Origin of the sequence: Methylobacterium oryzisoli, assembly GCF_046557895.1 — a bacterium.
In the GTDB taxonomy this organism is placed as follows: Bacteria; Pseudomonadota; Alphaproteobacteria; order Rhizobiales; family Beijerinckiaceae; genus Methylobacterium; species Methylobacterium oryzisoli.
In genome coordinates this window covers 233,167-257,004 of sequence record NZ_JBKIBX010000005.1, presented here as the reverse complement: position 1 = coordinate 257,004, position 23,838 = coordinate 233,167, and the positions used below count along the sequence as shown (strand labels likewise).

Genomic DNA, 23,838 nt, shown 5'->3' with positions numbered 1-23,838 from the left:
GGATGAGGCTCTTCCGGAAGCGCCCCCTCACCCTCGGGTCGATCCCTGCGGGATCGATGCGCCGCCTCGCTTCGGACCCGACAAGGGGTCCGAAGCCCTCTCCCCGCACGCGGGGAGAGGGGAACGTGCACGACCCGAAGTGTGAATCCGTAAGCCCATGCGGGAGAGGGGATCCCGTGCGGCCCACGCCCTGACCGCCGCGCACGCCTGCGCACCGGAGCCGGACGCATCCGCCGCGCCGCGCCCGGTCCCGCACCGGCCGTCCGGTGCTTGGCGGAAGAAGGGCGAAGCGTCCCGTGGCCGCCCCCGGCCCGCCGCGCGAGCCTGCGGATCAACCGGCAGTGGACCGGCCGATCCGGAGTTCGACGATGATCCCCACGCCTGCCCTGCGGGTGCGGCTGCCCGCGGGCGCCCGTCCGTCCGCCTGCCCGTCCGCCTCCATCCTGCGGCGCGCCCTGACGCCGCTCGTCCTCGGCCTCGCCGCGTGGCTCGCCGCGCACGGCGCCAAGGCCGCGCCCGGCAGCGGCGGCCTGATGCTGCGCGCGCCCGACGCCGCGCCCGTCGAGGCGCCCCAGTTCGCGACCGACATCGCGGTCGAGGTCAGCGGCCCGACGGCCCGGGCGGTGGTGACCCAGGCCTTCCGCAACACCACGGGGGAGTGGGTGGAGGGCACCTACGTGTATCCGCTGCCGGAGGACGCGGCGGTGGATTCCATGAAGCTCGTCGTCGGCGAGCGGGTGATCGTGGCCGACATCCGCGAGCGCGCCGCGGCGCGCCGGGACTACGAGGCCGCCCGCCGGTCGGGCCGCGCCGCCGCGCTCACCGAGCAGGAGCGCCCGAACGTCTTCACCAACAGCGTGGCCAACATCGCCCCGGGCGAGACGGTGCTGGTGCAGATCACCTACCAGCAGCCGGTGCGCCTCTCGGGCGGCACCCACGCGCTCCGCGTGCCCCTGGTGGTGGCGCCGCGCTACAGCCCGGCCCCGCCCCTCGTGGCCCCGGCCGCCGAGGCGCCAGACTCACAGGCGGGGAGCACCGATCCGGTGCCGGACCGCGCGCGGATCACCCCGCCGGTGCTCGATCCGGCCGCGCACGCGCCCGTGAACCCGGTCACGCTGGGCGTGACCCTGCGGGCGGGCTTCCCCCTTGGCCCCGTGAGGAGCGGCACCCATCCGGTGCGGATCGAGGAGACCGGGCCGGAGAGCCGCCGGATCACCCTCGACGCCGGACCGGTCCCGGCCGACCGCGACTTCGAACTCACCTGGGAGGCGGCCCCGGGCCGTGCGCCGACGGTCGGGCTGTTTCGCGAGCGGGTCGGCGCCGACGAATACCTCCTGGCCGTCCTGGCGCCGCCTTCCGGCGGCGCGATGCCGCCGCAAGCGGCGCAGCGCCTGCCCCGGGACGTGGTGTTCGTGATCGACAACTCGGGCTCGATGGCCGGCGCCTCGATGCGGCAGGCCAAGGCGAGCCTGCTCCTCGCCCTCGACCGGCTCGATCCCTCCGACCGCTTCAGCGTGATCCGCTTCGACGACACGATGGAGCGGCTCTTCCCCGAGCCCGTGCCGGCGGATGCCGCCAATCTCGGTCTGGCCCGGCGCTTCGTGGCCGGCCTGGAGGCGCGGGGCGGCACCGAGATGCTGGCGCCGCTCCGGGCCGCGCTGGCCGATCCGCACCCGGACGAAACCGGCCGGGTGCGCCAGGTGATCTTCCTGACGGACGGCGCCATCGGCAACGAGGAGCAGATCTTTTCCGCGATCGTTGCCGGGCGGGGCCGCTCGCGGCTGTTCATGGTGGGCATCGGCTCGGCCCCCAACGGGCATCTCTTGCGCCACGCCGCCGAACTCGGGCGCGGCAGCGACACGGTGATCGGCGCCATCGACCAAGTGGCCGAGCGCACCCGCGCGCTGTTCGCCAAGCTGGAGAACCCGGTCGTCACCGATCTTTCCGCCCGTTTTTCGGAGCCGGGCATCGAGGCGACGCCCGACCCGCTGCCCGACCTCTACCGGGGCGAGCCGGTGGTGATCGCCGCCAAGCTCGGGCGGGCGGCCGAAACACTCACCCTGCGGGGCCGCGTCGGCGGGCAGGCCTGGGAGCAGGTGGTGGACCTCGCCGCGGCGGTGCCAGGCGCAGGCATCGGCAAGATCTGGGCGCGGGCCCGGATCGGGGCGGCGGAGACGGCGCGCCTCACCGGCCGCCTGCCGGCCTCGGACGCCGATGCGGCGATCCTGGCGCTCGCCCTGGAGCACGGGCTGATGACCCGCCACACCAGCCTCGTTGCCGTGGACGCCACGCCCCGGCGCCCGGCCGGCGTCGCCCTGACCGCCGCCGACCTGCCCCTGAACCTGCCGGCGGGCTGGGATTTCGCGGCCGTGTTCGGCGAGCGCAGTGCCGCCCCGCCGCCGCGCGAGCGGCGGGCGGCCGTGCCGGTTACGACGCCCGCGGCCTCCCCGGCGTCCCGCAGCATCGACCTGCCGCAGACCGCGAGCCCGGCCCCGCTCCACCTCTGGCTCGGCCTGTCGCTCCTCGCGCTCGNGCCGCGCGAGCGGCGGGCGGCCGTGCCGGTTACGACGCCCGCGGCCTCCCCGGCGTCCCGCAGCATCGACCTGCCGCAGACCGCGAGCCCGGCCCCGCTCCACCTCTGGCTCGGCCTGTCGCTCCTCGCGCTCGGGCTGCTCGCCCTCCGGCGGCCGGCCGGCCGCGGGCGCGCCCGGTGAGGCGCCTCACCCGCGGGAGGGCGGTGCTCGCCGCCCTCCTCCTCGCCGGCGGGCTCGCGCTCGTCGGCGACGCGCTGTGGCTGCGCGCCAAGGCCGTTTTCGCGCAGGTGCTGCTGGAGCGCGCCTTCGCGGCGAGCCTCGCCGCGGGCGGGCGCCCGGTGCGTCCCTGGCCCTCGGCCGATACGGTGCCGGTGGCCCGCCTCACGCTCCAGGGCCGCAGCCTCATCGCGCTCGCGGGCGCGAGCGGGCAGGCGCTGGCCTTCGGCCCCGGCCACCTCGCCGGGACGCCGGAGGCGGGCGAGCCCGGCATTGCGGTCTACGCCGCCCACCGCGACCTGCATTTCCGCGGCCTCGACGCCCTGGCGCCCGGCGATCCGATCGCAGTGACGCGGCGCGACGGACGCACCGTACGATTCCGCGTCACCGGCCGCCGCGTGGTGCGCTTCGACGCGGCGGGCCTCGATCCGGCGGCGCCGGGCCGAAGACTGGTTCTGGCGACCTGCTGGCCCCTCGACGCGGTGGTGCAGGGACCCTGGCGTCTCCTCGTCGAGGCAGAGGCAGGGGACTGAGTCGCGGGCCCATATCGGCCGCCGCAAGACCGCCAATGGTCGGAGACGGCCCGAGAAACTAACCCATGCGAGAGCCGTTCTGACCCCATGACGCTCTCCCCTGATCCGCCCCCGCCAGCCGTCCTCGTGGTGGAGGACGAGGGCCTCGTGCGGATGCTGGCCGTCGACATGCTGGAAGAGGCCGGCTTCGTCGTGGTCGAGGCGGCCAGCGCGGACGAGGCGCTGGCCATCCTCGAGAACCGGTCCGACATCGGCGCCCTGTTCACCGACGTGGACATGCCCGGATCGATGAACGGCTTCGCCCTGGCCCAGCGCGTCGCCGAGCGCTGGCCCGGCATCCGCCTCGTCATCACCTCCGGCCGCTTCACGCCGGGGCGCGACGACGTGCCGGATGCCGGGCTCTTCGTCCCCAAGCCCTACCATCAGGCGCAGCTCCTCGACGCGGTCCGCCCGGGCGCGTGAGGGCCGGATCCGTTGGGACGCATCAAGTTCACTCACCTCTTTCCCGGACGACTGGAGCGAAGCGGAAGGAGATCCGGGACCCAGCGCAAGACATCGCGAAGCGTCCGCCTGTCTTCAACGATGCAAAACCGGAGCCGCTGCGCGGCACATCTTATGCTGGACCCTGGATTTCCTTCCACTTCGTTTCAGTCGTCCGGGGAAGGGGTACGGCCAGTTTGGACGAACCGAGGGATCCGTCCTCACGACAGCCCCATCACAGCGGCAGCGCCACCCCCGACTTGATCTCCTTGAGCACCACGTTGGTGCGCACCTGCCGGATTCCCGGCAACCGAAACAGGAACCCGTCCAGCAGGGCGTTGTAGGCCGCCACGTCCGCCACGACGACGCGCAGGTGGTAATCCGCATCCCCGGTCGTGGCGTAGCAGTCGAGGATCTCGGGGCGCTCGCGCACCCGGCGCTCGAATTCTTCCACGAAGCGGGCGTCGTGGCGCTCCAGCGAGACGTGCAGGATCGCCGCCGTGGAAAACCCCGCCTTCTCGCGGTCGACCAGGGCCGCGTAGCCCCGCACCACGCCGCTCTCCTCCAGCGCCTTCACCCGCCGCCAGCAGGCCGAGGCCGAGAGGCCGGTCGCCTCGGCGAGATCCTGGTTGGTGATCCGCCCCTCCGCCTGCAGGCGCTGGAGCACCCGCCGGTCCGCCTTGTCGATCATCGCAAGATCCTGCCCCCAAGTCCCTCTTGTCCGGCAGGATCGTCCAGATCACGCCTCGCCGGCGGCAAGAACGGTAGCATCTTCCGGCGCATCGGGACCAGACTGGAGCGGTTCCGGAGTGCCTCCCCATGTCCCACGCCCTCGCGCCCTACGCCCTCGCGGACCGCTACCGGCTGGACACGGGGCGGGTCTACCTCACGGGCACGCAGGCGCTGGTGCGCATCCTGCTCGATCAGGCCGCCCGCGACCGCGCGGCCGGGCGCGACACCGCGGGCTTCGTCTCGGGCTATCGCGGCTCGCCGCTCGGCGCCGTCGACCTCGAACTCTGGCGCGCCAAGGAGCGGCTCGCGGCCGAGCGCATCACCTTCCTGCCGGCGGTGAACGAGGACCTCGCGGCGACCGCGGTGCTGGGCTCGCAGCAGGTCGAGAGCCAGCCCGGGCGCACGGTCGAGGGCGTCTTCGCGCTCTGGTACGGCAAGGGGCCGGGGGTCGACCGGGCGGGCGACGCGCTCAAGCACGGCAACGCCTACGGGTCCTCGGCCCATGGCGGCGTGCTGGTGGTCGCGGGCGACGACCACGGCTGCGTCTCCTCCTCGATGCCGCACCAATCCGACGTGGCCTTCATGTCGTGGTTCATGCCGACGCTGAACCCCGCCTCGGTGGCCGAGTACCTGAGCTTCGGCGAGTACGGCTACGCGCTCTCGCGCTTCTCGGGCATGTGGGTCGGGTTCAAGGCGGTGTCCGAGACGGTGGAATCCGCGGTCTCGGTGGAGCTGTTGCCCCCGCGCCGCTTCCTGCCTCCCGACTTCACGCCCCCGCCCGGCGGCCTCCACTACCGCTGGCCCGACCTGCCCGGCCCCCAGATCGAGGAGCGGATGGAAGCGAAGAAGCACGCGGTCTACGCCTTCGCCCGCGCCAACCCGATCGACCGGCGCCTCTACGACTTGCCCGACGCCTCCTACGGCATCGTCACCACCGGCAAGGGCCACCTCGACCTGATGGAGGCCTTGCGGCTCCTCGGGCTCGACGAGGCGGCCTGCCGGCGCATCGGCCTCGACATCTACAAGGTCGGGATGGTCTGGCCGCTGCCGCTGCACGACGCGCTCGACTTCGTGCGCGGCAAGCGCGAGATCCTAGTGGTGGAGGAGAAGCGCGGCATCATCGAGAGCCAGTTCAAGGAATACTTTTACGATTACCCCGGCGCCAAGCCCGAGCGGATGGTCGGCAAGCACGACGAGACCGGCGCGCGGCTGATCCCCTGGACCGGCGAACTCTCGCCGCGGCTGCTCGCCGGCATCGTGGCGAGCCGGCTCGACGCGGTGTTTCCCGGCCTCGACCTCGCGGCGCGCGCCGCCCGGCTGGCGCAGGAGCCCGACCGGCTGATCGCGGTGCCGGGGGCGACGCGCACCCCCTATTTCTGCTCGGGCTGCCCGCACAACACCTCGACCCGGGTGCCGGAGGGCTCGAAGGCGCTCGCCGGCATCGGCTGCCACTTCATGGCCTCGTGGATGGACCGGGAGACGAGTTCGCTGATCCAGATGGGCGGCGAGGGCGTGAACTGGGCCGCGTCCTCGCTGTTCACCGGGGGCGGCCACGTCTTCCAGAACCTCGGCGAGGGCACCTACTACCACTCCGGCTCGATGGCGATCCGGCAGGCGATCGCGGCGCGCGCCACCCTCACCTACAAGATCCTGTTCAACGACGCGGTGGCGATGACGGGCGGCCAGCCGGTTGACGGCCCCGTCAGCGTCGAGGGCATCGCCCAGGTGGTGCGCGCCGAGGGCGTCTCCCGCATCGCCGTGGTGTCGGACGACGTGAGCGCGCTGGCGCCCGGCCGGTTTCCGCCCGGCACCACCTTCCACCCCCGCGACGACCTCGACGCGGTCCAGCGCGAGCTGCGCGAGGTCGCGGGCGTGTCCGTCCTGCTCTACGTGCAGGCCTGCGCCACCGAGAAGCGGCGGCGGCGCAAGCGCGGCGCGCTCAACGACCCGGCCCGCTTCGCCCTCATCAACGACCTCGTCTGCGAGGGCTGCGGCGACTGCTCGGTCGCCTCGAACTGCCTGTCGGTCGAGCCCCTGGAGACGCCGCTGGGCCGCAAGCGGCGGATCAACCTCTCGACCTGCAACAAGGACTTTTCCTGCCTCGACGGCTTTTGCCCGAGCTTCGTCACCGTGGAGGGCGGGCGCCGCCGCAAGGCCGCCTCCGCCGCCGACCCGAGCGAGCGCGCCGCGCGCCTGCCCGCCCCGGCGCAGCCGGCGCTCGACGAGCCCTACAACCTGCTCATCACCGGGGTCGGCGGCACCGGGGTGATCACCATCGGGGCGCTCGTCACCATGGCGGCCCATCTGGAGGGCAAGGGCGCCTCGGTGCTCGACTTCACGGGCTTCGCGCAGAAGTTCGGGCCGGTGCTGAGCTACGTGCGGCTCGCCGCCCGCCCGGACGCGCTGCATCAGGTGCGGATCGACCAGGGGGCCGCCGACGCGCTGATCGGCTGCGACCTCGTCGTCTCCTCGTCGCCGAAGGCTTCCGGCACCTACCGTCGCGGCCTGCGCGCGGTCCTCAACACCGCCGAGATGCCCACCGGCGACCTCGTGCGCCGTCCCGACGCGGACCTCGCGGCCGCGCGGCGCCTGCGGAAGATCCGGGCGGTCACCGGCGAGGCGAACCTCGCCGCCCTCGACGCCAACGCCGCCGCGGAGGCGCTGCTCGGCGACACGGTCTTCGCCAACGTGCTGATGCTCGGCGCCGCGTGGCAGCGGGGGCTGGTGCCGGTCTCGCTGGAGGCGCTGGAGCGCGCCATCACCCTCAACGGCGTCGCGGTGGAGCAGAACCGGCGCGCCCTCGCCTGGGGCCGGATCGCCGGCGCCGACCCGGCCGGGTTCCGCGCCACCCTCGGCGGCCGCGGCGAGGAGGCCCCCGAGACGCTCGACGCGGTGATCGCCCGGCGCGTCGCCTTCCTGACGGAGTACCAGGACGCCGCCTACGCGGAGCGCTACGCCGCCCGGGTGGCGCGCCTGCGCGCGGCGGAGGCGGCGCGGGGCACGGAGGGCCTGACCGAGGCGGTGGCGCGCTCGCTGTTCAAACTGATGGCCTACAAGGACGAGTACGAGGTCGCCCGCCTGCATGTCGGGACCGGCTTCCTCGACCGGGTCGCCGCGCAGTTCGAGGGCGAGTACCGGGTCGTCCACCACCTCGCGCCGCCGTTCTGGCCCACTGGCACCGACGCGCGCGGACGCCCGCGCAAGCGCGCCTTCGGCCCCTGGATCCGCGCGCCCTTCCGGCTGCTCGCCCGGATGAAGCGGCTGCGCGGCACCGCCCTCGACCCCTTCGGCTACACGGCCGAGCGGCGGATGGAGCGCGACCTCGTGCGCTGGTTCGAGGGCATCGTGGACGAGCTGACCGCCCGCCTCGGCACGGCGCCCGCGGACGAGCTGCTGTGGATCGCCCGGGCGCCCATGGGGATGCGCGGCTTCGGCCCGGTGAAGGAGGAGGCCGTGCGCCGCATCCGCCCGGAGGTGGAGACGCGTCTCGCCGCCCTGCGCCGGGGCGAGGGCGCGCCGCCGCTCGGGCGGGCGGCCTGACCTCGTCAACAGCGCAGCGCGCCCCGGCCGCTTGCCAAGCTGTGCGGTTTCGTGCGGATCTGTCCGCATCGACCGGGCGAGCGGAATGGGCGCGAACGACGCCGAATTGTCGGAGGGCGAGAGCCACGAGGTCGCCCGCGCGGTGCGCGAGGCGCTGGCACGCCGACGCCTCTCCCGCCAGGGCCTCGCCGACGCGGCGCGGATCAGCCTCTCGACCCTGGAGAAGGCGCTCGCCGGCCGCCGGCCCTTCACCCTCGCCACGCTGGTGCGCCTGGAGGAGGCCCTGGGCGTGAGCCTGCGCGCGGCCGTGCCCCGCGCGGGGCCGAGCGGCCCGCAGCCCGCGCCCGAGCATCTCGGCTCCTATTCCCGCGAGGGGGTGGCGTGGCTGGAGGGACGCTACCTCACGCTGCGTCCCTCCTTCGGCGACCCGGCGGCGATCTTCGCCTACCGCACCGAGATCCTGTGGGATGCCGGCAGCAGCCGGCTGGTCTTCCGCGAGGCCGAGCGGATCGACGCGCCCTTCTCGCAGAGCGGCGACGTCTCGGTGCCGCACCTCTCGGGGACGATCTACCTCGTCACGAACTGGCAGGGGCAGGTGCGCCTCGCCATGCTGGGCCGCCCGACCATCCGGGGCGAACTCTACGGCCTGCTCACCACGCTGCATGCCGGCCGCGGCGCGCAGCTCACCCCCGCCACCTGCCCGCTCGCCCTGGTGCCGGAGGGCGCAAGCCCCGTCTTCGGCCGGATCACCCGGGACATGGACCCCTACCCGGAGTGCCGACGGCATCTCGACCGGGTCTGCGACGAGTCCTTCGCGGTGTTCTTCCCCTCCCCGCGCTGAGCGCCTATGCCGGTCATGGCAGGTCAGTCTGAAGGCAAGTCCGCCTGAAGGCAGGTCAGGCTGAGGCAAGGCAGGCGTGCGAGACCGCCGCACGCCCGACGGAGCACGCGACACCCATGAAGAGGCCGGGACCCTCGCCGATGCGGGCCTTCATCAAGCGCGGCGCACGCTTCTTCCTCAACGGCGCGCTGATGCGCGCGAGCGATTCCGTCACCGTGGAGATCCACGCGGCGGACGTGCTGCTGATGCCGAGCCACCTGATCGAGCCGGAGGCCGTGCGCACGCCGCTCGAACAGCTCTATTACTGCGTCCAGCAGATGCTGATCGAGCCCGAGCGGCGCAGCTACTGGCACGACGCCCTGCGCGAGGGCCTGGCCGCGGGCCTCGCCGCGGAGCAGCGCGAGGCGCTCAAGCCCGTCCTCCAGCTCGTGGAGCGGGACCGCCTCCAGAGCGCGATGGCGCAGCTGCGCAAGCTGATCCGGGCCGACCGCGAGACGTCGAGCGCGGCCTGATCCGGCATCCCACCCCTTTCCGGCCCGTTCGGCCGAAATCCGGGCAGGGGGCTCACGCGGTCGCCTGCGCGCGCCGTCATTCGTTCCCGTGCTCGTTGCCGATGTCGGCGTGGTCCACCTGCCAGCCGGACAGCCGCCGCCCGAGCATCCGGCGCCGCCGCGCATCGCGGCCGGGAGCCCTGCGGCCCGCGCGGGTGCTCCCGTCGTGGAACGGGCCTATATGCGGGGCTCCCCCGGTTCCTCAGAGACCCGATCGTGACGCAAGAACCCTCGCCGGAGGGCGGGCCCTCCGGGCGGCCCGGCCTCGTCGGCACCTATCAGCGGCTCTGGCCCTACCTCTGGCCGCACGGCCGGCCCGACCTGCAGCGGCGGGTCTTCTCGGCCTTCGGCCTGCTGCTCGTGGCCAAGCTCGTCACGATGGTGACGCCCTTCACCTTCAAATGGGCCACCGACGCCCTGGTGGCGATGACGGGCGGCGCCAAGGAGGCCGGGCTGCCCACCGGCCTGTGGGCGGCGCCGATGCTGCTCATCGGCCTCTACGGGCTCTCGCGCGTGGCGATGGCGCTGCTGACGCAGGTGCGCGACGGGCTCTTTGCCAAGGTGGCGATGCACGCGGTGCGCCGCCTCGCCCTCCAGACCTTCACCCACATGCACCGCCTCTCCCTGCGCTTCCACTTGGAGCGCAAGACCGGCGGGCTGACCCGCGTGCTGGAGCGCGGGCGCAACGGCATCGAGGAACTGTCGCGCCTGATGGTGCTGACGCTGGTGCCGACCATCGTCGAGTTCCTGCTGGTGCTGGGCGTGCTCGCCTACGAATTCGACCTCGTCTACTCGGTGGTCGTGCTGGTGATGGTCGCGGCCTATCTGGGCTTCACCTACAAGGCGACCGAGTGGCGGATCGCCATCCGCAAGCGGATGAACGACTCGGACACCGACGCCAACACCAAGGCGGTCGACTCGCTCCTGAACTACGAGACGGTCAAGTACTTCGGCGCGGAGGCCCGCGAGACCGCCCGCTACGACCAGTCGATGGAAAAATACGAAAAATCCTCGACGCAGACCTACGTCTCGCTCGCGGTGCTGAACGCCGGTCAGGCGGTGATCTTCACGGCCGGCATGACCGTGGTGATGTGGCTCGCGGCGCGCGACATCATGGCCGGACGGACCACGATCGGCGGCTTCGTGCTCGTCAACACGATGCTGGTGCAGCTCTCGATGCCGCTCAACTTCATGGGCATGATCTACCGGGAGATCAAGCAGGCGCTGATCGACATCGACGACATGTTCCGCATCCTCCACCGCAACCCGGAGATCGCGGACCGGCCGGGCGCCGCCCCGCTCGCGGTGGGCGCGGGCGTGGTGCGCTTCGAGGACGTGCGCTTCGCCTACGTGCCGGAGCGGCCGATCCTGAAGGGCGTGAGCTTCGAGGTACCGGCCGGCCGCACCGTCGCGGTGGTCGGCCCCTCGGGCGCGGGCAAGTCCACCATCTCGCGCCTGCTCTTCCGCTTCTACGAGCCGCAGGGCGGGCGCATCCTCATCGACGGCCAAAACATCGCCGAGGTCAGGCAGGATTCCCTGCGCGCCGCCATCGGCATGGTCCCGCAGGACACGGTCCTGTTCAACGACACGATCGGCTACAACGTCCGCTACGGCCGCTGGGAGGCGAGCGAGGCGGAGCTGCGCGAGGCCGCAGCCCTCGCCCAGATCGACCGCTTCATCGCCACCCTGCCGGAGGGCTACGAGACCCCGGTGGGCGAGCGCGGGCTCAAGCTCTCGGGCGGCGAGAAGCAGCGCGTGGCCATTGCCCGCACCATCCTGAAGGCGCCGCCGATCCTCGTCCTCGACGAGGCGACCTCGGCGCTGGATTCCTTCACCGAGCGCGAGATCCAGGATGCCCTCGACCGGGTGAGCCGGGGCCGCACCACCCTCGTCATCGCCCACCGGCTCTCGACGGTGGTGGGCGCCGACGAGATCATCGTGCTCGACAAGGGCGTGATCGTGGAGCGCGGCGACCACACGGCGCTGCTCGCCCGCGGCGGCGTCTACGCGGCGATGTGGAACCGCCAGCGCGAGGCGGATGCGGCGCGCGAGGCGCTCCAGCGCGCGGAATCGAGCGAGGGCGAGAGCCTGCGCGTGCGCCTCGATCCGGGCGACCTGTCACCCCCGCCCGCCAAGGAGCCGGAGCCCGCCTCGGTGAGCTGAGCGCGCTGCGCGCCGCACCTTGTCCTGCGTCGAGCGCGAAGCGGCCGTTCCGATCGTGACCGCGATTGATGCGATGGACCGTCGTCCGGTGGTCGCGTACTCTTGTTCTGCCCTCTTTATGATGGCATTCTGCTGGCATGGAGAAGCGTCGGCCGACCTACGATCTTTCAGCCGTCAAGCTTGTTCTAGGATCGGTCGATACGCTGGTCGTTACGACATCGGCCCTGCGCGACGCGTCCGCACTCGGTTTCGACCGCCACGGCATTGCCGAGACGATTGGCACGATGGAGCCGCGGATGTTCTACAAATCGATGACGACGGCCATCGACCATCGCGTCTGGCAGGATGTCTATCACGTCCCGATGCAAGGCTTGCTGCTGTACGTCAAGGTCCAGGCAGATGTGGTGACCGAATTCAAGATCATGTCGTTCAAGGAGAAATGAGGCATGGCGCCTACCCAGCCTCTGCCGGAGACGATGCCGGCGCCCGAAACCGGTGAAACGCTTGTCCGCGGATCCCGGCCGTTCGCGGTGACGTACAAGGGCGTCACACTCACGGTCGACCTTGCCGGATACTATCCGGCCGGGGACGGAGACGGCGTGCATGTCGGGGACGACATGGCGGTCGTCGATCAGGCGTTGCGCATTCTGAAAGAGCAGGTCGACGGGATCCCGGCGCCGGGAACGATCCGCCGCGTCCGGCATAAGCTGAAGCTGTCCCAGCGGGAAGCGGGCGTGCTCCTCAAGGTCGGCGAGAGCGCCTTCGACAAGTACGAACGCGGCCTCGTGGAGCCGAGCGGCCCGACGATTCAGCTTCTCAGGCTCCTCGACCGTCACCCGGAGATGGCGGACGAGTTGCGCTGAGGCGCCGCCGCGAACCCGCTCGGCCGCATCCACCGATTGACGCCGGGCCCCGCGCCTGCCATCGGCGGGCGCGACCTCGCGCCTGCCGGAGTGCCTGAAGGCTGATGACCGACCTCTTCGAGACGATCCGCCGCGTCCTCGTGCCGATCCACAAGGAGGGCTATCCCTTCATCGCGATCGGCATCGTGCTGACCGTGCTGGCCGGCAGCTTCGTGCAGGCGCTCGGCTGGATCTTCTTCCTGCTCACGCTGTGGGTCTGCTACTTCTTCCGCGATCCGGAGCGGGTCGTGCCGGTGGGCGACGGCCTCGTGATCTCGCCCGCGGACGGGCGCGTCAACCTCATCAGCACCGTGCTCCCGCCGGTGGAGCTCGACCTGCCGGCCGAGCCGATGCTGCGCATCTCGGTGTTCATGAACGTGTTCGACTGCCACGTGAACCGCGTGCCGGTGACGGGCCGCATCGAGCAGATCCACTACACGCCCGGCCTCTTCCTCAACGCCGAACTCGACAAGGCGAGCGAGGACAACGAGCGCAACGGCCTCGTCATCACGACGACGCGCGGGGGAGAGACCCTGCGGATCGGCGTGGTGCAGATCGCCGGCCTCGTGGCCCGGCGGATCGTCGACTGGGTCAAGGCGGGGGAGAGCCTGACGGTCGGCGACCGCTTCGGCCTGATCCGCTTCGGCTCGCGCGTGGACGTCTACCTGCCGGCGGATGCCCGGGTGCTGGTCGGGCTCGGCCAGAAGGCGGTGGCGGGCGAGACCGTGCTGGCGGACCTGCGCGCCGGCGTGCCCGTGCGCCAGTTCCGCCGGATCTGACCTGTCGAGGGACCGCCGCATGGACGATCTCTTCCCGCCCTTCGCCCCCGAGCCCAACGAGCCCCGCCCCAACGAGGCCCGCGCCAACGAGGCCAGGACTCGGCGCTTCAAGCCGATCCCGGTGCGGATGATCATCCCCAACATGATCACCCTGATGGCGGTCTGCCTCGGGCTCACCGCCGTGCGCCTCGCCTTCGAGGGCCGGTTCGAGCCCGCGGTCATCGCCATCGTGGTGGCGGCGGTGCTCGACGGGATCGACGGGCGGGTGGCGCGCCTGCTCAAGGGCACCTCGCGCTTCGGGGCGGAACTCGATTCGCTCGCCGATTTCGTGAATTTCGGCTGCGCCCCGGCCCTGATCCTGTACGCCTTCACGCTCCACCACCTGAAGTCGCTCGGCTGGATCGTGGCGCTCATCTTCGCCATCGCGATGGCGCTGCGCCTCGCGCGCTTCAACGTGATGCTGGACGATCCCGACCGGCCGGAATGGAAGAAGGACTACTTCGTCGGCATGCCGGCCCCGGCCGGCGCGCTCACCGCGCTCCTGCCGCTCTACCTGCACTTCCTCGGCCTCGGCTTCGGCCCGGCGCTCGCGCCCGCGGCTTTGGCCTACCTCCTGGTGCTGGCGATCCTCGTCATCTCGACGGTGCCGACCTACGCCGGCAAGACCATCGGCAAGCGGGTGCCGCGCGAATACGTGCTGCCGATCTTCGTCGTCACGGTGGCGGGCTTCGGCCTGATCATCAGCTTCCCGTTCGAGACGCTGGCGGTGATCAGCATCGCCTACCTGTGCGCGATCCCGTTCGGCGCCAACCAGTACCGCCGCCGCCTCAAGGCCGAGGCCACGGAGGCCGCGCTGCGGGGCGCCCCGCCCCCGGCGTGACGCTACGGGAACACGCGGACCGGCACGGGACTTTCAGGGAGGCGTGCCCTGCACATGGCGTGAGGTGAGGAATGGGCTGGTCGCTGCCGATCGGCACCGTGAAGGGCACGGTGATCCGGATCCACATCACCTTCCTGCTGTTCCTGGCCTGGATCGGGGCCGCCGCCTACGCCCGAGGCGGGCAGGAGAGCGCGCTCCAGAGCCTCCTCTACATCGTGCTGCTGTTTCTCTGCGTGCTGCTGCACGAGTTCGGCCACGTCTTCGCGGCCCGGCGCTACGGGGTGCGCACGCCCGACATCACCCTCCTGCCGATCGGCGGCGTCGCCCGGCTGGAGCGCATCCCCGAGGACCCGCGCCAGGAACTGGTCATCGCGCTCGCCGGGCCGGCCGTGAACGTCGCCATCGCGGCCCTGCTCTTCCTGCTGCTGGGCGGGCTCCGGCCGAGCATGGAGGTGGACAATCCCGGCATCGGCCTGTTCGAGCGCCTGCTCTGGGTCAACCTCTTCCTCGTCCTGTTCAACCTGATCCCGGCCTTCCCGATGGACGGGGGCCGGGTGCTGCGCGCCATCCTGGCCCACCGGCTCGGCTACGCCCGCGGCACCCAGATCGCCGCGGGCGTCGGGCAGGCGGTCGCCTTCGGGCTCGGCCTGCTGGGGCTCGTGGGCGGCCACCCGCTCCTGATCTTCATCGCCTTCTTCGTCTATCTCGGCGCGGCCTCCGAGGCGCACGCGGTGCAGATGCGGCAGGTCTCCCGCGGGCTGCTCGCGGGCGACGCGATGATCACCCGCTACGACAGCCTGGGACCGAACAGCCGGGTCGAGGACGCGGTGCAGGGTCTCATTGCCACCACGCAACACGAATTCCCGGTGGTGGACGGCGCGGGCCGCCTGCGCGGGGTGCTCACCCGCGACGACATGATCCGGGCGCTGCGCGAGCGCGGCCCCGACGCGCCGGTGCTGGAGGTGATGCGGGCCGACATCCCGACCCTGCGCGACCGCCAGCCCCTGGAGGACGCGCTGCGCCTGATGCAGGAGAACCGCCTGCCGGCGGTGGGCGTCACCGACGGGTTCGGCCGGCTCGTCGGCCTGATCACGCCGGAGAACGTCGGCGAGATGATGATGGTGCTGACCGCCTCGCCGCAGGGGCGCCCGCCCTTCCCCGGGTATCGGCCGCCGGCCTGATCGGGCCTCGCGCCCGCCCCTACCCACCCGCCAGATCGAGGAAGTGGCGTCCCTGCGGGTCGTCGATCTCGACGATCCACAGGTCGGGGTCGAAGCGGATCTCCCGGGTGAGGCGCGCCTCCACGTCGGGCGGCAGCGCCTCGCTCATCAACGCCTCGAAGCGGCGCGTGCCGTCGTCGTCGGCGCCGACCAGCGCCTGGGGGGCGGGGCCGTAGAGATCGGCTCGCCCGTCGAGGCGGTCGACCTTGATGAAGATCGCCCCCGCCTCCGGTGCGCCGCGGCGGCGCTGCACCGCGCTCACGCCCTCGACGCCGCAGCGCCGCAGGTGCGCGGCGACCCAGAAGTCGGAGCGCAGGCGAGCCATCAGCCCCCGCTCGACCCGGTGTCCTGGCAGCGGATCAGCCGCGTCGGGCTCAGCCGCGCCTCCGGCACGGCGAGCCGGAAGGCCCCGGTCTCCGGGTCGCGCACCCGCAACTCGCCGGTGGCGATGCCGAAATGCGCCCCGTGCAGGTGCAGCCGGCCGCGCTCGACCAGGATGCGCACGCACGGGAAGGTCATCAGGTTGGTGAGGCTGTTCTCCACCGTGGCGTATTCCAGCCGCTCCAGGTAGTCGTCGCCGCGCCCGGGGCCGATCCGCTCGGCGGCCGGCGCGATCAGCGACACCCAGCGGCCGATGAAGTCGCCCGGCGAGAGCGGCGCGGCGTCGTCCGCGAAGGCCCGCACGCCGCCGCAGCGGGCGTGGCCCAGGACCACGATGTGCTTCACCTTGAGCGCCTGCACGGCGAATTCGAGCGCCGCCGAGGTGCCGTGGTACTCGCCCGCGGTCTCGAAGGGCGGCACGAGGTTGGCGACGTTGCGCACGACGAACAGCTCGCCCGGGCTCGCGTCGAAGACCACCTCCGGCGAGACCCGGCTGTCGCAGCAGGAGATCACCATGATCTCGGGGCTCTGCCCCTCGGCCAGGGTCTCGTAGCGCCCGCGCTCGCGGGCGAAGCGGTCGTCGAGGAAGGCGCGGTAGCCGTCGGTGAGCGTCTGCGGGAACATGGTGCGTCTCGTCTGATGCGGCCGAGGCCCGGCCCGAGGCGAGCCGGCCCGGGACCCGGCCGAGAAGGAACGTTCCTGTGCCCTTCCCTTAGCCCGCGCCTTCGCCCCAGGCGAGTCGGACTTCCGTCACGCGCTCGCCCGCGGCGAGGCGGCGGGCGAGCGCGGCCAGACCCGCGGGCTCGACCCGCTCGGGCGTCGCCGCGAGGTCATCGAGACTCCACCAGCGCGTGCCCAGCACCGGGTTATCCTCCGTCTCGGCGAGCCGCGCCGTGTCGATGCGGTCGTCGGGCAGGCGCACCACGTAGTAGCGCTCATGCGCGATGCGGGGCTTGGTGAAGAGCGTGAAGGGGCCGTCGCAGCGCGCGACCAGCGGGCCGAGCGGCACGCCCGTGACGCCGATCTCCTCCTCCAGCTCGCGCAGGCAGGCTTCTTCCGGGCTCTCGCCGGGCTCGATGCCGCCCCCGGGCATGAACCAGAAGCAGCGATCCCCCGGCCGTGCCGGATCGACGTCCCGCACCGCCTCGTAGGCGATCAGGAGCAGGCGGTCCTGCGGGTCGAACACCAGGGCGCGGGCGATCTCGCGGGTGGGCAGATCCGTCATGGGTGGGCCTCGGTCGGACGAAGGGTCCAGATTGCCACGGGCAGGCCGTGCGCGTCCCGCTCCGGCGGGTCGGGATAGGACAGGCCGCGGCCGGCGGCGAGGCCCTGCGCCACCGCGAGGGCGGCCAGCGCGTCGAGGAGGTCGTCGCGCGCCGCTCCCCGCGGCGGCGGACCCTCCACCACGTCCTCCGGCAGTCCCGCCCGGAGCAGCAGCGCCCGGCGCAGGGCCGCGCCCGCCGGGTCACGCTTCGGGGCGGCGAGCGGCACGCCGCCGTTGAGGCTCGCGAAGGCGAGTTCGGGATGCACCTCGTAGACGCGCTCGCGCAGGTCGGGGCGCCCGCGCAGCAGCGCGTCGACCGCCCGGATGCGCGGGAAGATCGCGTTGGCGGGGGGCGAGGGCGCGAAGGGCTGCAGGCCGCCGGCGCGCGCGAGCGCGATCGCCGCCGTGTAGTCCGGCGCGTAGACCACCGCCCGCGCCGAGGTGGAGAAAACCGAGGCGCGGCGCGGCCCGAGGAGCGGGCGCACCTGCTGCTCGGCCGTGCGTCCGCCCGCGCCGACCCGCTCGGGCAGGCCGATCGGGATGTCCACCGCCACCACGTCCGGGGCCTCCGGCCCGTCGCAGAGGGCGGCGAGGTCGGGCACGACCCGCACCACCACGGGGGCCGCCGCGTCGCGGCGCCGGAGGGCCGCGATCCAGCCGCCCGGGCAGCCGTCGACGCCCGCGACCCAGCCCGTCATGCGGCTCGGGATCAGGAGGCGTACTTCACCGAGCAGCCATAGGGCCGCGCCGTCTTCAGGCTCACCGGCTGGCCGGCCGCGATCTCGGCCAGCGCCGCGTCCACGTGGTTGCGGGCGGTCTTGAGGTCGGCGAGCGTGGTCGAGGGCTTGTCGTCGATGCCGCCCATGTAGGCGAGCGTGCCGTCGCCTTTCACCACGAACATGTGCGGTGTGGTCTGGGCTCCGTAGGCGCGGCCCACCGCCCCGTCCGTGTCGAGCACGACCGTGGTCGGAGCGGCGCCGCGCTCCTGCGTCAGCCGGTGGGCCTCGGACCCCGAGACCGCCCCCTGCTCGCCCGGCGCCGAAGAGATCACCGTGAGCCAGACCACGCCCTGCCCGGTCCACTTCTTCTGGAGCGCCTGCATGGCTTGACCCCCGTAATGCTTCTGCACGAAGGGGCAGTCGTGGTTGGTCCATTCCAGCACGACGGTCCTGCCCTTGTAGTCGGCGAGCGAGACCGTTCGGCCGTCCGCGTCCCTGGCCGTGAAGGCGGGGGCGGGCCGGTCCACCTGCGGCCCCGCGGCTGCGGCGGGGACTGCGAGGGCCAGGGGAGCGGCGAGGAGAGCGGCGAGAGCGAGCGCGGTGCGGCGGGTCGGCATCGGAGGCATCACTCCTGCGGGGACGAGAGGGCGGCCCGCCGCGCCGGGGCGGCCCGGTCGAGGGCGGCGAGGACGGCGGATTCGGTGAGGATCTGCGGCAGCACCTGCGCGTCGCCGGGGCCGCGATAGAGCACGTAGAGCGGCACGCCGGAGCGGCCATGCGCCTCCAGCATCCGGGTGATCTCCGGGTTCTGGTTGGTCCAGTCGCCCTTGAGGTAGGCGATGTCGTGCGCCCGGAACGCCGCCCGCACGGCCTCGGTCGCCAGCGAGGTGCGCTCGTTGACCTGGCAGGTGATGCACCACGCCGCCGTCATGTTGACGAAGACCGGCCGGCCCTGCGCGAGCAGCCCGTCGAGGCGCGCCTGGGTGAAGGGCTCAGGCCCGCCCGCCACCGCGACGGCGGGCGGGCCGGCCCGGTCGCGGTCGAGGGCGGCGACGAGGACGCCGAGCCCGAGCACCGCGAGGAGCAGCGCCGCCATCGCCGCCCGGCCGCCCCACGGCCCGGCCGTGCGGGCGCGCTCCAGCACGAAGGCGCAGAACGCCACCAGCACGAGCCCGAGCAGCGCCAGGAAAAGGCCGCCCGGCCCAACCTGCTGGCTCAGGATCCAGACCAGCCACGCCACGGTGGCGTAGAGCGGGAAGGCGAGGATGCCCTTGAGAGTCTCCATCCAGGCGCCGGGCCGCGGCAGCCGGCGCACGGCCGCGGGCCAGCAGGCGAGGACGAGGAAGGGCAGCGCGAGGCCGAAGCCGAGGGCGGCGAAGACCGCGAGGCTCACGGCCGTGCCCTGCGTCAGCGCGAAGCCGACCGCCGCACCCATGAAGGGCGCCGTGCAGGGCGTGGCCACCACGGTGGCGAGCACGCCGGTGAAGAACGAGCCCTCCAGGCCCGCCCGCCGGGTGAGCCCGTCGCCGATGCCGGCGAAGCGCCCGCCGAGAGGCAGCGCGCCCGACAGGCTGAGGCCCATACCGAACAGCACGTAGGCGAGGCTCGCCACCACCAGGGGCGATTGCAGCTGGAAGCCCCAGCCGATCTGCGCCCCGCCGGCGCGCAGGGCCGCCAGGATGCCGGCGAGCACCAGAAAGGAGGCCATCACGCCCGCCGTGTAGGCGAGGCCGTGCAGCCGCACCCGGCCGAGGGATTCGCCCGACTGGCGCACCAGCCCCAGCACCTTGATCGACAGGACCGGGAAGACGCAGGGCATCAGGTTGAGGAGGAGGCCGCCCAGGAAGGCCAGGAGGGCGGCCGCCCACACGCCCGAGGGCGCGTCCTCCGGCGGCAGGACGGCGGCCGGCGGGGCCGTCGGCGCAGTAGCCGTCGTGGGACTTGCCGCCGCAGGACTTGCTGGGGCGGCGCTCGCCGCGGCCGGCGCCTCGCCGAGCGCGAAGGCGTGCCGCACGGGCGCATCTCCCGCCCGCCCGGTCAGCGCCAGCACGCCGTCGAGGCGCGTGATGGTGCCCGCGGGCGTCAGGCTGCTGCGCTTGAGCGCGATGTGCAGCCCCCGCTCGTCGGCGGTCACGGTCTGGGGCGCCGCGTGCTCGATCGCGGTCTCGGAATAGGGGAAGAAGGCGAGGTCGGTGATCGCCGCGCGCGCCACGTCGGGGGCGTCGAGGTGGAGGGTGAGCGTGTCGCCCTCCTCCGTCACCCGGTGCGGCCCGGGCGCGGGCGTCGGGAGCTGCTCGCGCGCCGCCGCGAACAGGCCGGCGTGGCGCGGATCGGGCCGCACGCTCGTGCCCGGGGGGGCGACGGGCAGCGTCGCCTGGACGCTCGCCTCGCCCGGCACGCATTCGCGCTCGCAGACGAGGTAGGACACCTTGGCCCGCAGGGTGACGGGCCGGCCGGGTTCGAGGGTTTCGGGCGGTGTCACCGTGGCGGTGAGCAGCGTCTCGCCCTCGTAGCCGAAATTGACGAGGCCGGAGACCGGGATGCGCGCCGGCACCGGCCACGCGACCGACCCAGCCGAAAAACCCGGCGGCAGGCTCCAGGCGATCTCCGGCGCGAGGCCGGAATCACCGGGATTGCGCCAGTAGACGTGCCAGTGCGGCTTCATCACCAGCCGCACCCCGACCGCGAAGGGCTGCCCCGCCGCCACCGCCCCCGGCTCGGCCACGAGTTCGGCCTTCACGAGGTCGGCATATTTCGGGTTGACCCGCGGCGCCTGCGCGGCGGCGGGCAGCGCGACGAACGCCGCCAGGGCCGAGAGGCAGGAGACGAGGCAGGGGACGAGGCAAGCCAGGACGCGCATCGGAACCTTCATGGTTCCAGATAGCGGGACTCCGTGACGGTTGCGAGGCGAACCGAATCGCGTTCGCGTGAACGGGGGTAGGGCGGTCTCGGCCGGAGCGCCGATGGAAGCCGCGCCTGCGCTCCTCTCTCCCGATTGAGGCGCGGGCAGCTCGGGACCCCTCTCCCGTGCGGGAGAGGGGTAGGGGTGAGGGTCCCGGGAGGGTGCAGCAAGAAGGCGGGACGCTGCCGCTGCCAGCACCACGATCAGTGTTTGAAGCTGATCCGTTCCGCTCCCCTCACGACGCTCCACGCTTCACTGCGGCTCCCTCCCGGGACCCTCAGCGGGATCTTCGATCCCCCTACCCTTCTCCCGCACGGAAGAAGGGATCCCGCGCTCTTCGTGGGAGCCTTGGGTGAGAAGCATGACCTGTCTGAAGCGAGCAGCGATGTGCATGCACCGCTCAGCCCGCCTCCTCCGGCTCCGGGCCGCGGGTCACGTCGAGCGGTCCCTTCTGGATCGTGCGCTCCGGCGGCTTCGGGGCGACGGTGCCGCCGGTGCGGGCCGCCTCGTAGATCGCCTCCATCAGGATCTGGTCCTGCAACCCCTCCTCGCCCGGCGTGCGGGGCGTGCGGTTCTCCAGGATGCAGGTCGCCATGTGGTCGATCTCGAGCGCGAACTGGTCGTGCGTGGGCAGCGCGCGCTCCTCGCGCGCCTCCGCGCGGCCCTCGCGGTGGTGCAGGACCAGCCGCTGGCCCTCGTACGCGAAGGCGTTCTGGAGATCGATGCCGCCTCCCTCCGCCTGGACCTTGAGGGAGCGGGTCTCGTGCGTGCCGTAGCTCGTGGCGCATTGGGCGATCAGCCCGGAGGGGAAGCGCAGCGTGAAGGTCACGGTCTCCTCCACCTCCCGGTAGAGGGGATCGTCCGCCGACTGGATCTGCGCCTGCACGGCGATGGGCTCCTCGCCCGTGAGCGCCCGCACGCCGTTGAGGCAGTAGAGGCCGATATCCGGCAGGGCGCCCCCGCCCGCCAGCGCCTGGCGCATGCGCCACTGCTCGGGCAGGCTCATGGTCTGGGTGTTGACCGCTTCGACCAGCTTGGCGCGCCCGAACTTGCCCGAGCGGACGAGCTTCACGACCTCGCGGTTATAGGGCTCGTACTGGCAGCGATAGGCGATCATCAGCTTGACGCCGGCCTTGGCGCAGGCGTCGATCATCGCGCGCGCCTCCGCCGAGGAATTCGCCATCGGCTTCTCGCACAGCACGTGCTTGCCGGCGCCCGCCGCCGCGAGCACGTGGTCGCGGTGCAGCCCGTTCGGGGTGACGATGTAGACCGCCTGCACGTCCGGGTTCTTCGCCAGCGCGTCCCAGCCGTCGTAGCCGTACACCGCCTCCGGCTTGACGCCGTACTGCTCCGCGACGAGGCGGGCCTTGTCGGGGGTGCCCGACATCAGCGCCGCGAGCCGCGCCTTGCGGGTCTGGCCGAGGGCCGGAAGGATTTCTTCCAGCGACAAGCGCCCGAGGCCGACCACCGCGAAGCCGACCCGCTTGTTCGGCGGCATCGGAGCCGGCGGCGGGGCGGACGGACGGTCGGAGGGGCCGCGCCAGTTGGGAAAGGTCACCCGCCCGTTCTCGACCCGGCCGGTATCGACCTGCGCCCCGGACGAGCCGGAGGGGCCGGCGGCCTCGGCATGGCCCATCGCCGCCAGGGTCGCGCCGCCTGCGAGCATCAGGCTCCTGCGTGAGAGAAGGGTCAGGTCGTCCGGCATGCATCTCGCCCGTGTGGTGGAGGGGGATCGCTTCCGAACGTGCCCCGGCAACCGGTGTTCCGCTGCCGGGGAGTCGCCGCGGCGGACCGCCTCAAGGCCGGGTCCGCCGCGCCGGCCGCTACTCGCCGGCCATCATCTCGGGCGAGTAGTGGCCGCACCAGTCCGAGGCGGACACCACGGGCCACAGGCCGTGGCCCTGCGGCTCGGGCTGGCTCACCGGCGGGTTGAACCGGCACAGGCCCTCGTCGCCCTGCGGGCTGCCGGCGTTGAGCTTGTGGGTGTCGTAGTAGCGGCAGGTGCTGCAGGCCGCCCCGGTTTCCGTGCTCGCCATCGTGTGCTCCTTCCGGTCCTGGGCGGGGCGACGGCCCCGCGATCATGAAGATTGGAATTCTTCCAAGCAAGCACTCAACGGGCGGGGCGCGTCCCGGGTTCCGCCCGGTCGAGGTCGGCGGCGGGGCGTTTCGCCGCCTTGAACAAAACAGGAACAATCTCCATTCTGCCCCGCATGGACGATCGTTTGGCGAAGAAGCTCACCATCCTGGCCGATGCGGCGAAGTACGACGCCTCCTGCGCCTCCTCCGGGGGGCCGCGGCGCAAGGCGGCGCCGGACGGGCTCGGCTCGACCACCGGGGCCAGCATCTGCCACGCCTACACGCCGGACGGGCGCTGCGTGTCGCTGCTCAAGATCCTGCTCACCAATTACTGCCTGTTCGACTGCGCCTATTGCGTGAACCGGCGCTCCTCGAACGTCAGGCGGGCGACGTTCAGCGTGGAGGAGGTCATCACCCTCACGGTGGAGTTCTACAAGCGCAACACCATCGAGGGGCTGTTTCTCTCCTCGGGCATCATCCGCTCACCCGACCACACGATGGAGCAGATGATCCGGGTGGCGAAGGGCCTGCGCCGGCAGCACGGCTTTCGCGGCTACATCCACCTGAAGACGATCCCCGAGGCGAGCCCCTGGCTGATCGAGCAGGCGGGCCTCTTCGCCGACCGGCTGTCGATCAACCTCGAACTGCCCACCGAGGCGAGCCTGGAGCGGCTGGCTCCCGAGAAGGACGGCGCGGCGATCCAGGCGGCGATGGGGCAGATGCGCGAGCGCATCGCGCAGGCGAAGGACGAGCGCCGCCGCTTCGCGCCCGCCGGCCAGTCGACGCAGGTGATCGTGGGGGCGGATGCCAGCACCGACGTGTCGCTGATCCGCACGAGCGCGTCCCTCTACCACAGCCATGCGCTCAAGCGGATCTACTACTCGGCCTTCAGCCCGATCCCCGATGCCGCCGCGATCCTGCCGGTGAAGCCGCCGCCGCTGCAGCGGGAGCACCGGCTCTACCAAGCCGACTGGCTGCTGCGGTACTACGATTTTTCCGCCGACGACGTGGCCGAGGCGGCCGAGGCGGGCATGCTCGCCCTCGACGTCGACCCGAAGCTCGCCTGGGCGCTCAAGAACCGCGGACGCTTTCCCGTCGACGTGAACCGGGCCGACCGCGAGATGC

General features: G+C 72.5%; 21 protein-coding genes and 1 pseudogene. 13 read left to right on the top strand and 9 right to left on the bottom strand.

Annotation, left to right across the window (positions count from 1 at the left end):
* Positions 1-368 precede the first annotated feature (368 nt).
* The 3 genes and pseudogenes from ACKUB9_RS07870 to ACKUB9_RS07860 form a co-directional block, all read left to right on the top strand.
* Positions 369-2,531: pseudogene (locus ACKUB9_RS07870) on the top strand (marine proteobacterial sortase target protein); the annotation flags it as partial.
* A gap of 179 nt (positions 2,532-2,710) precedes the next feature.
* Entirely contained in the window at positions 2,711-3,283 is a 573-nt protein-coding gene (locus ACKUB9_RS07865; RefSeq protein ID WP_407519567.1) for a class GN sortase, read from the top strand.
* 87 nt (positions 3,284-3,370) lie between these two features.
* The gene (locus ACKUB9_RS07860) at positions 3,371-3,745 is read left to right on the top strand and encodes a response regulator (RefSeq protein ID WP_407519568.1); all 375 of its coding nucleotides are present in this window, start codon (positions 3,371-3,373) and stop codon (positions 3,743-3,745) included.
* A gap of 253 nt (positions 3,746-3,998) precedes the next feature.
* Here the strand turns inward: ACKUB9_RS07860 and ACKUB9_RS07855 are convergent, their stop codons facing one another.
* Positions 3,999-4,454, bottom strand: coding sequence for an Lrp/AsnC family transcriptional regulator (locus tag ACKUB9_RS07855; protein ID WP_407519569.1), 456 nt, complete (start codon positions 4,452-4,454; stop codon positions 3,999-4,001).
* A gap of 128 nt (positions 4,455-4,582) precedes the next feature.
* Between ACKUB9_RS07855 and ACKUB9_RS07850 the strand changes: the two genes are divergently transcribed.
* The 9 genes from ACKUB9_RS07850 (at position 4,583) to ACKUB9_RS07810 (ending at position 15,332) form a co-directional block, all read left to right on the top strand.
* Positions 4,583-8,035: an indolepyruvate ferredoxin oxidoreductase family protein gene (locus ACKUB9_RS07850; protein ID WP_407519570.1), complete on the top strand. Its 3,453-nt coding sequence runs from the start codon at positions 4,583-4,585 to the stop codon at positions 8,033-8,035.
* An 85-nt stretch (positions 8,036-8,120) separates the two neighbouring features.
* Positions 8,121-8,876, top strand: a complete 756-nt coding sequence (locus ACKUB9_RS07845) for a helix-turn-helix domain-containing protein (protein ID WP_407519571.1) — start codon at positions 8,121-8,123, stop codon at positions 8,874-8,876.
* A gap of 116 nt (positions 8,877-8,992) precedes the next feature.
* Positions 8,993-9,388 (top strand): flagellar biosynthesis repressor FlbT, encoded by a 396-nt coding sequence (locus tag ACKUB9_RS07840; protein ID WP_407519572.1) that lies wholly within the window; start codon positions 8,993-8,995, stop codon positions 9,386-9,388.
* 255 nt (positions 9,389-9,643) lie between these two features.
* On the top strand, positions 9,644-11,590 hold the full coding sequence (locus tag ACKUB9_RS07835) for an ABCB family ABC transporter ATP-binding protein/permease (protein ID WP_407519573.1): 1,947 nt from the start codon (positions 9,644-9,646) through the stop codon (positions 11,588-11,590).
* A gap of 137 nt (positions 11,591-11,727) precedes the next feature.
* Positions 11,728-12,033: a type II toxin-antitoxin system MqsR family toxin gene (locus tag ACKUB9_RS07830; protein WP_407519574.1), complete on the top strand. Its 306-nt coding sequence runs from the start codon at positions 11,728-11,730 to the stop codon at positions 12,031-12,033.
* Between the two features lie 3 nt (positions 12,034-12,036).
* Positions 12,037-12,453: a type II toxin-antitoxin system MqsA family antitoxin gene (locus ACKUB9_RS07825; RefSeq protein ID WP_407519575.1), complete on the top strand. Its 417-nt coding sequence runs from the start codon at positions 12,037-12,039 to the stop codon at positions 12,451-12,453.
* Positions 12,454-12,557: 104 nt separating this feature from the next.
* Positions 12,558-13,271: a phosphatidylserine decarboxylase gene (locus ACKUB9_RS07820; RefSeq protein WP_407519576.1), complete on the top strand. Its 714-nt coding sequence runs from the start codon at positions 12,558-12,560 to the stop codon at positions 13,269-13,271.
* A 19-nt stretch (positions 13,272-13,290) separates the two neighbouring features.
* A complete protein-coding gene (gene pssA / locus ACKUB9_RS07815) occupies positions 13,291-14,151 on the top strand; it encodes a CDP-diacylglycerol--serine O-phosphatidyltransferase (protein WP_407519577.1) in 861 nt (286 codons plus the stop codon).
* Between the two features lie 71 nt (positions 14,152-14,222).
* Positions 14,223-15,332, top strand: coding sequence for a site-2 protease family protein (locus ACKUB9_RS07810; RefSeq protein WP_407519578.1), 1,110 nt, complete (start codon positions 14,223-14,225; stop codon positions 15,330-15,332).
* 19 nt (positions 15,333-15,351) lie between these two features.
* On the opposite strand, the gene ACKUB9_RS07805 is transcribed toward ACKUB9_RS07810, so the two are convergent.
* From ACKUB9_RS07805 to ACKUB9_RS07770, 8 genes are all read right to left on the bottom strand, one after another.
* On the bottom strand, positions 15,352-15,696 hold the full coding sequence (locus tag ACKUB9_RS07805) for a DUF1491 family protein (RefSeq protein ID WP_407519579.1): 345 nt from the start codon (positions 15,694-15,696) through the stop codon (positions 15,352-15,354).
* Positions 15,696-16,376, bottom strand: coding sequence for a carbonic anhydrase (locus ACKUB9_RS07800; RefSeq protein WP_407519580.1), 681 nt, complete (start codon positions 16,374-16,376; stop codon positions 15,696-15,698). The genes ACKUB9_RS07805 and ACKUB9_RS07800 overlap by 1 nt, the downstream gene beginning before the upstream one ends.
* An 88-nt stretch (positions 16,377-16,464) precedes the next feature.
* Positions 16,465-16,977 carry an NUDIX hydrolase gene (locus ACKUB9_RS07795; protein ID WP_407519581.1) on the bottom strand — a complete coding sequence of 171 codons (513 nt, stop codon included), beginning with the start codon at positions 16,975-16,977 and terminating at the stop codon, positions 16,465-16,467.
* Complete coding sequence (locus tag ACKUB9_RS07790) at positions 16,974-17,714, bottom strand: DUF429 domain-containing protein (RefSeq protein WP_407519582.1); 741 nt, start codon at positions 17,712-17,714, stop codon at positions 16,974-16,976. Before ACKUB9_RS07790 ends, ACKUB9_RS07795 begins: the two co-directional genes overlap by 4 nt.
* 11 nt (positions 17,715-17,725) lie before the next feature.
* The gene (locus ACKUB9_RS07785; protein ID WP_407519583.1) at positions 17,726-18,352 is read right to left on the bottom strand and encodes a thioredoxin family protein; all 627 of its coding nucleotides are present in this window, start codon (positions 18,350-18,352) and stop codon (positions 17,726-17,728) included.
* A gap of 8 nt (positions 18,353-18,360) precedes the next feature.
* Positions 18,361-20,595 (bottom strand): protein-disulfide reductase DsbD family protein, encoded by a 2,235-nt coding sequence (locus ACKUB9_RS07780; RefSeq protein WP_407519584.1) that lies wholly within the window; start codon positions 20,593-20,595, stop codon positions 18,361-18,363.
* 442 nt (positions 20,596-21,037) lie between these two features.
* Entirely contained in the window at positions 21,038-22,342 is a 1,305-nt protein-coding gene (locus ACKUB9_RS07775; protein ID WP_407519585.1) for a Gfo/Idh/MocA family protein, read from the bottom strand.
* Positions 22,343-22,460: 118 nt separating this feature from the next.
* Positions 22,461-22,673 carry a hypothetical protein gene (locus tag ACKUB9_RS07770; protein ID WP_407519586.1) on the bottom strand — a complete coding sequence of 71 codons (213 nt, stop codon included), beginning with the start codon at positions 22,671-22,673 and terminating at the stop codon, positions 22,461-22,463.
* 174 nt (positions 22,674-22,847) lie between these two features.
* Here ACKUB9_RS07770 and ACKUB9_RS07765 point away from each other — a divergent pair.
* The coding region (locus tag ACKUB9_RS07765; protein WP_410825791.1) for a putative DNA modification/repair radical SAM protein at positions 22,848-23,838 on the top strand (991 nt) is incomplete at its 3' end.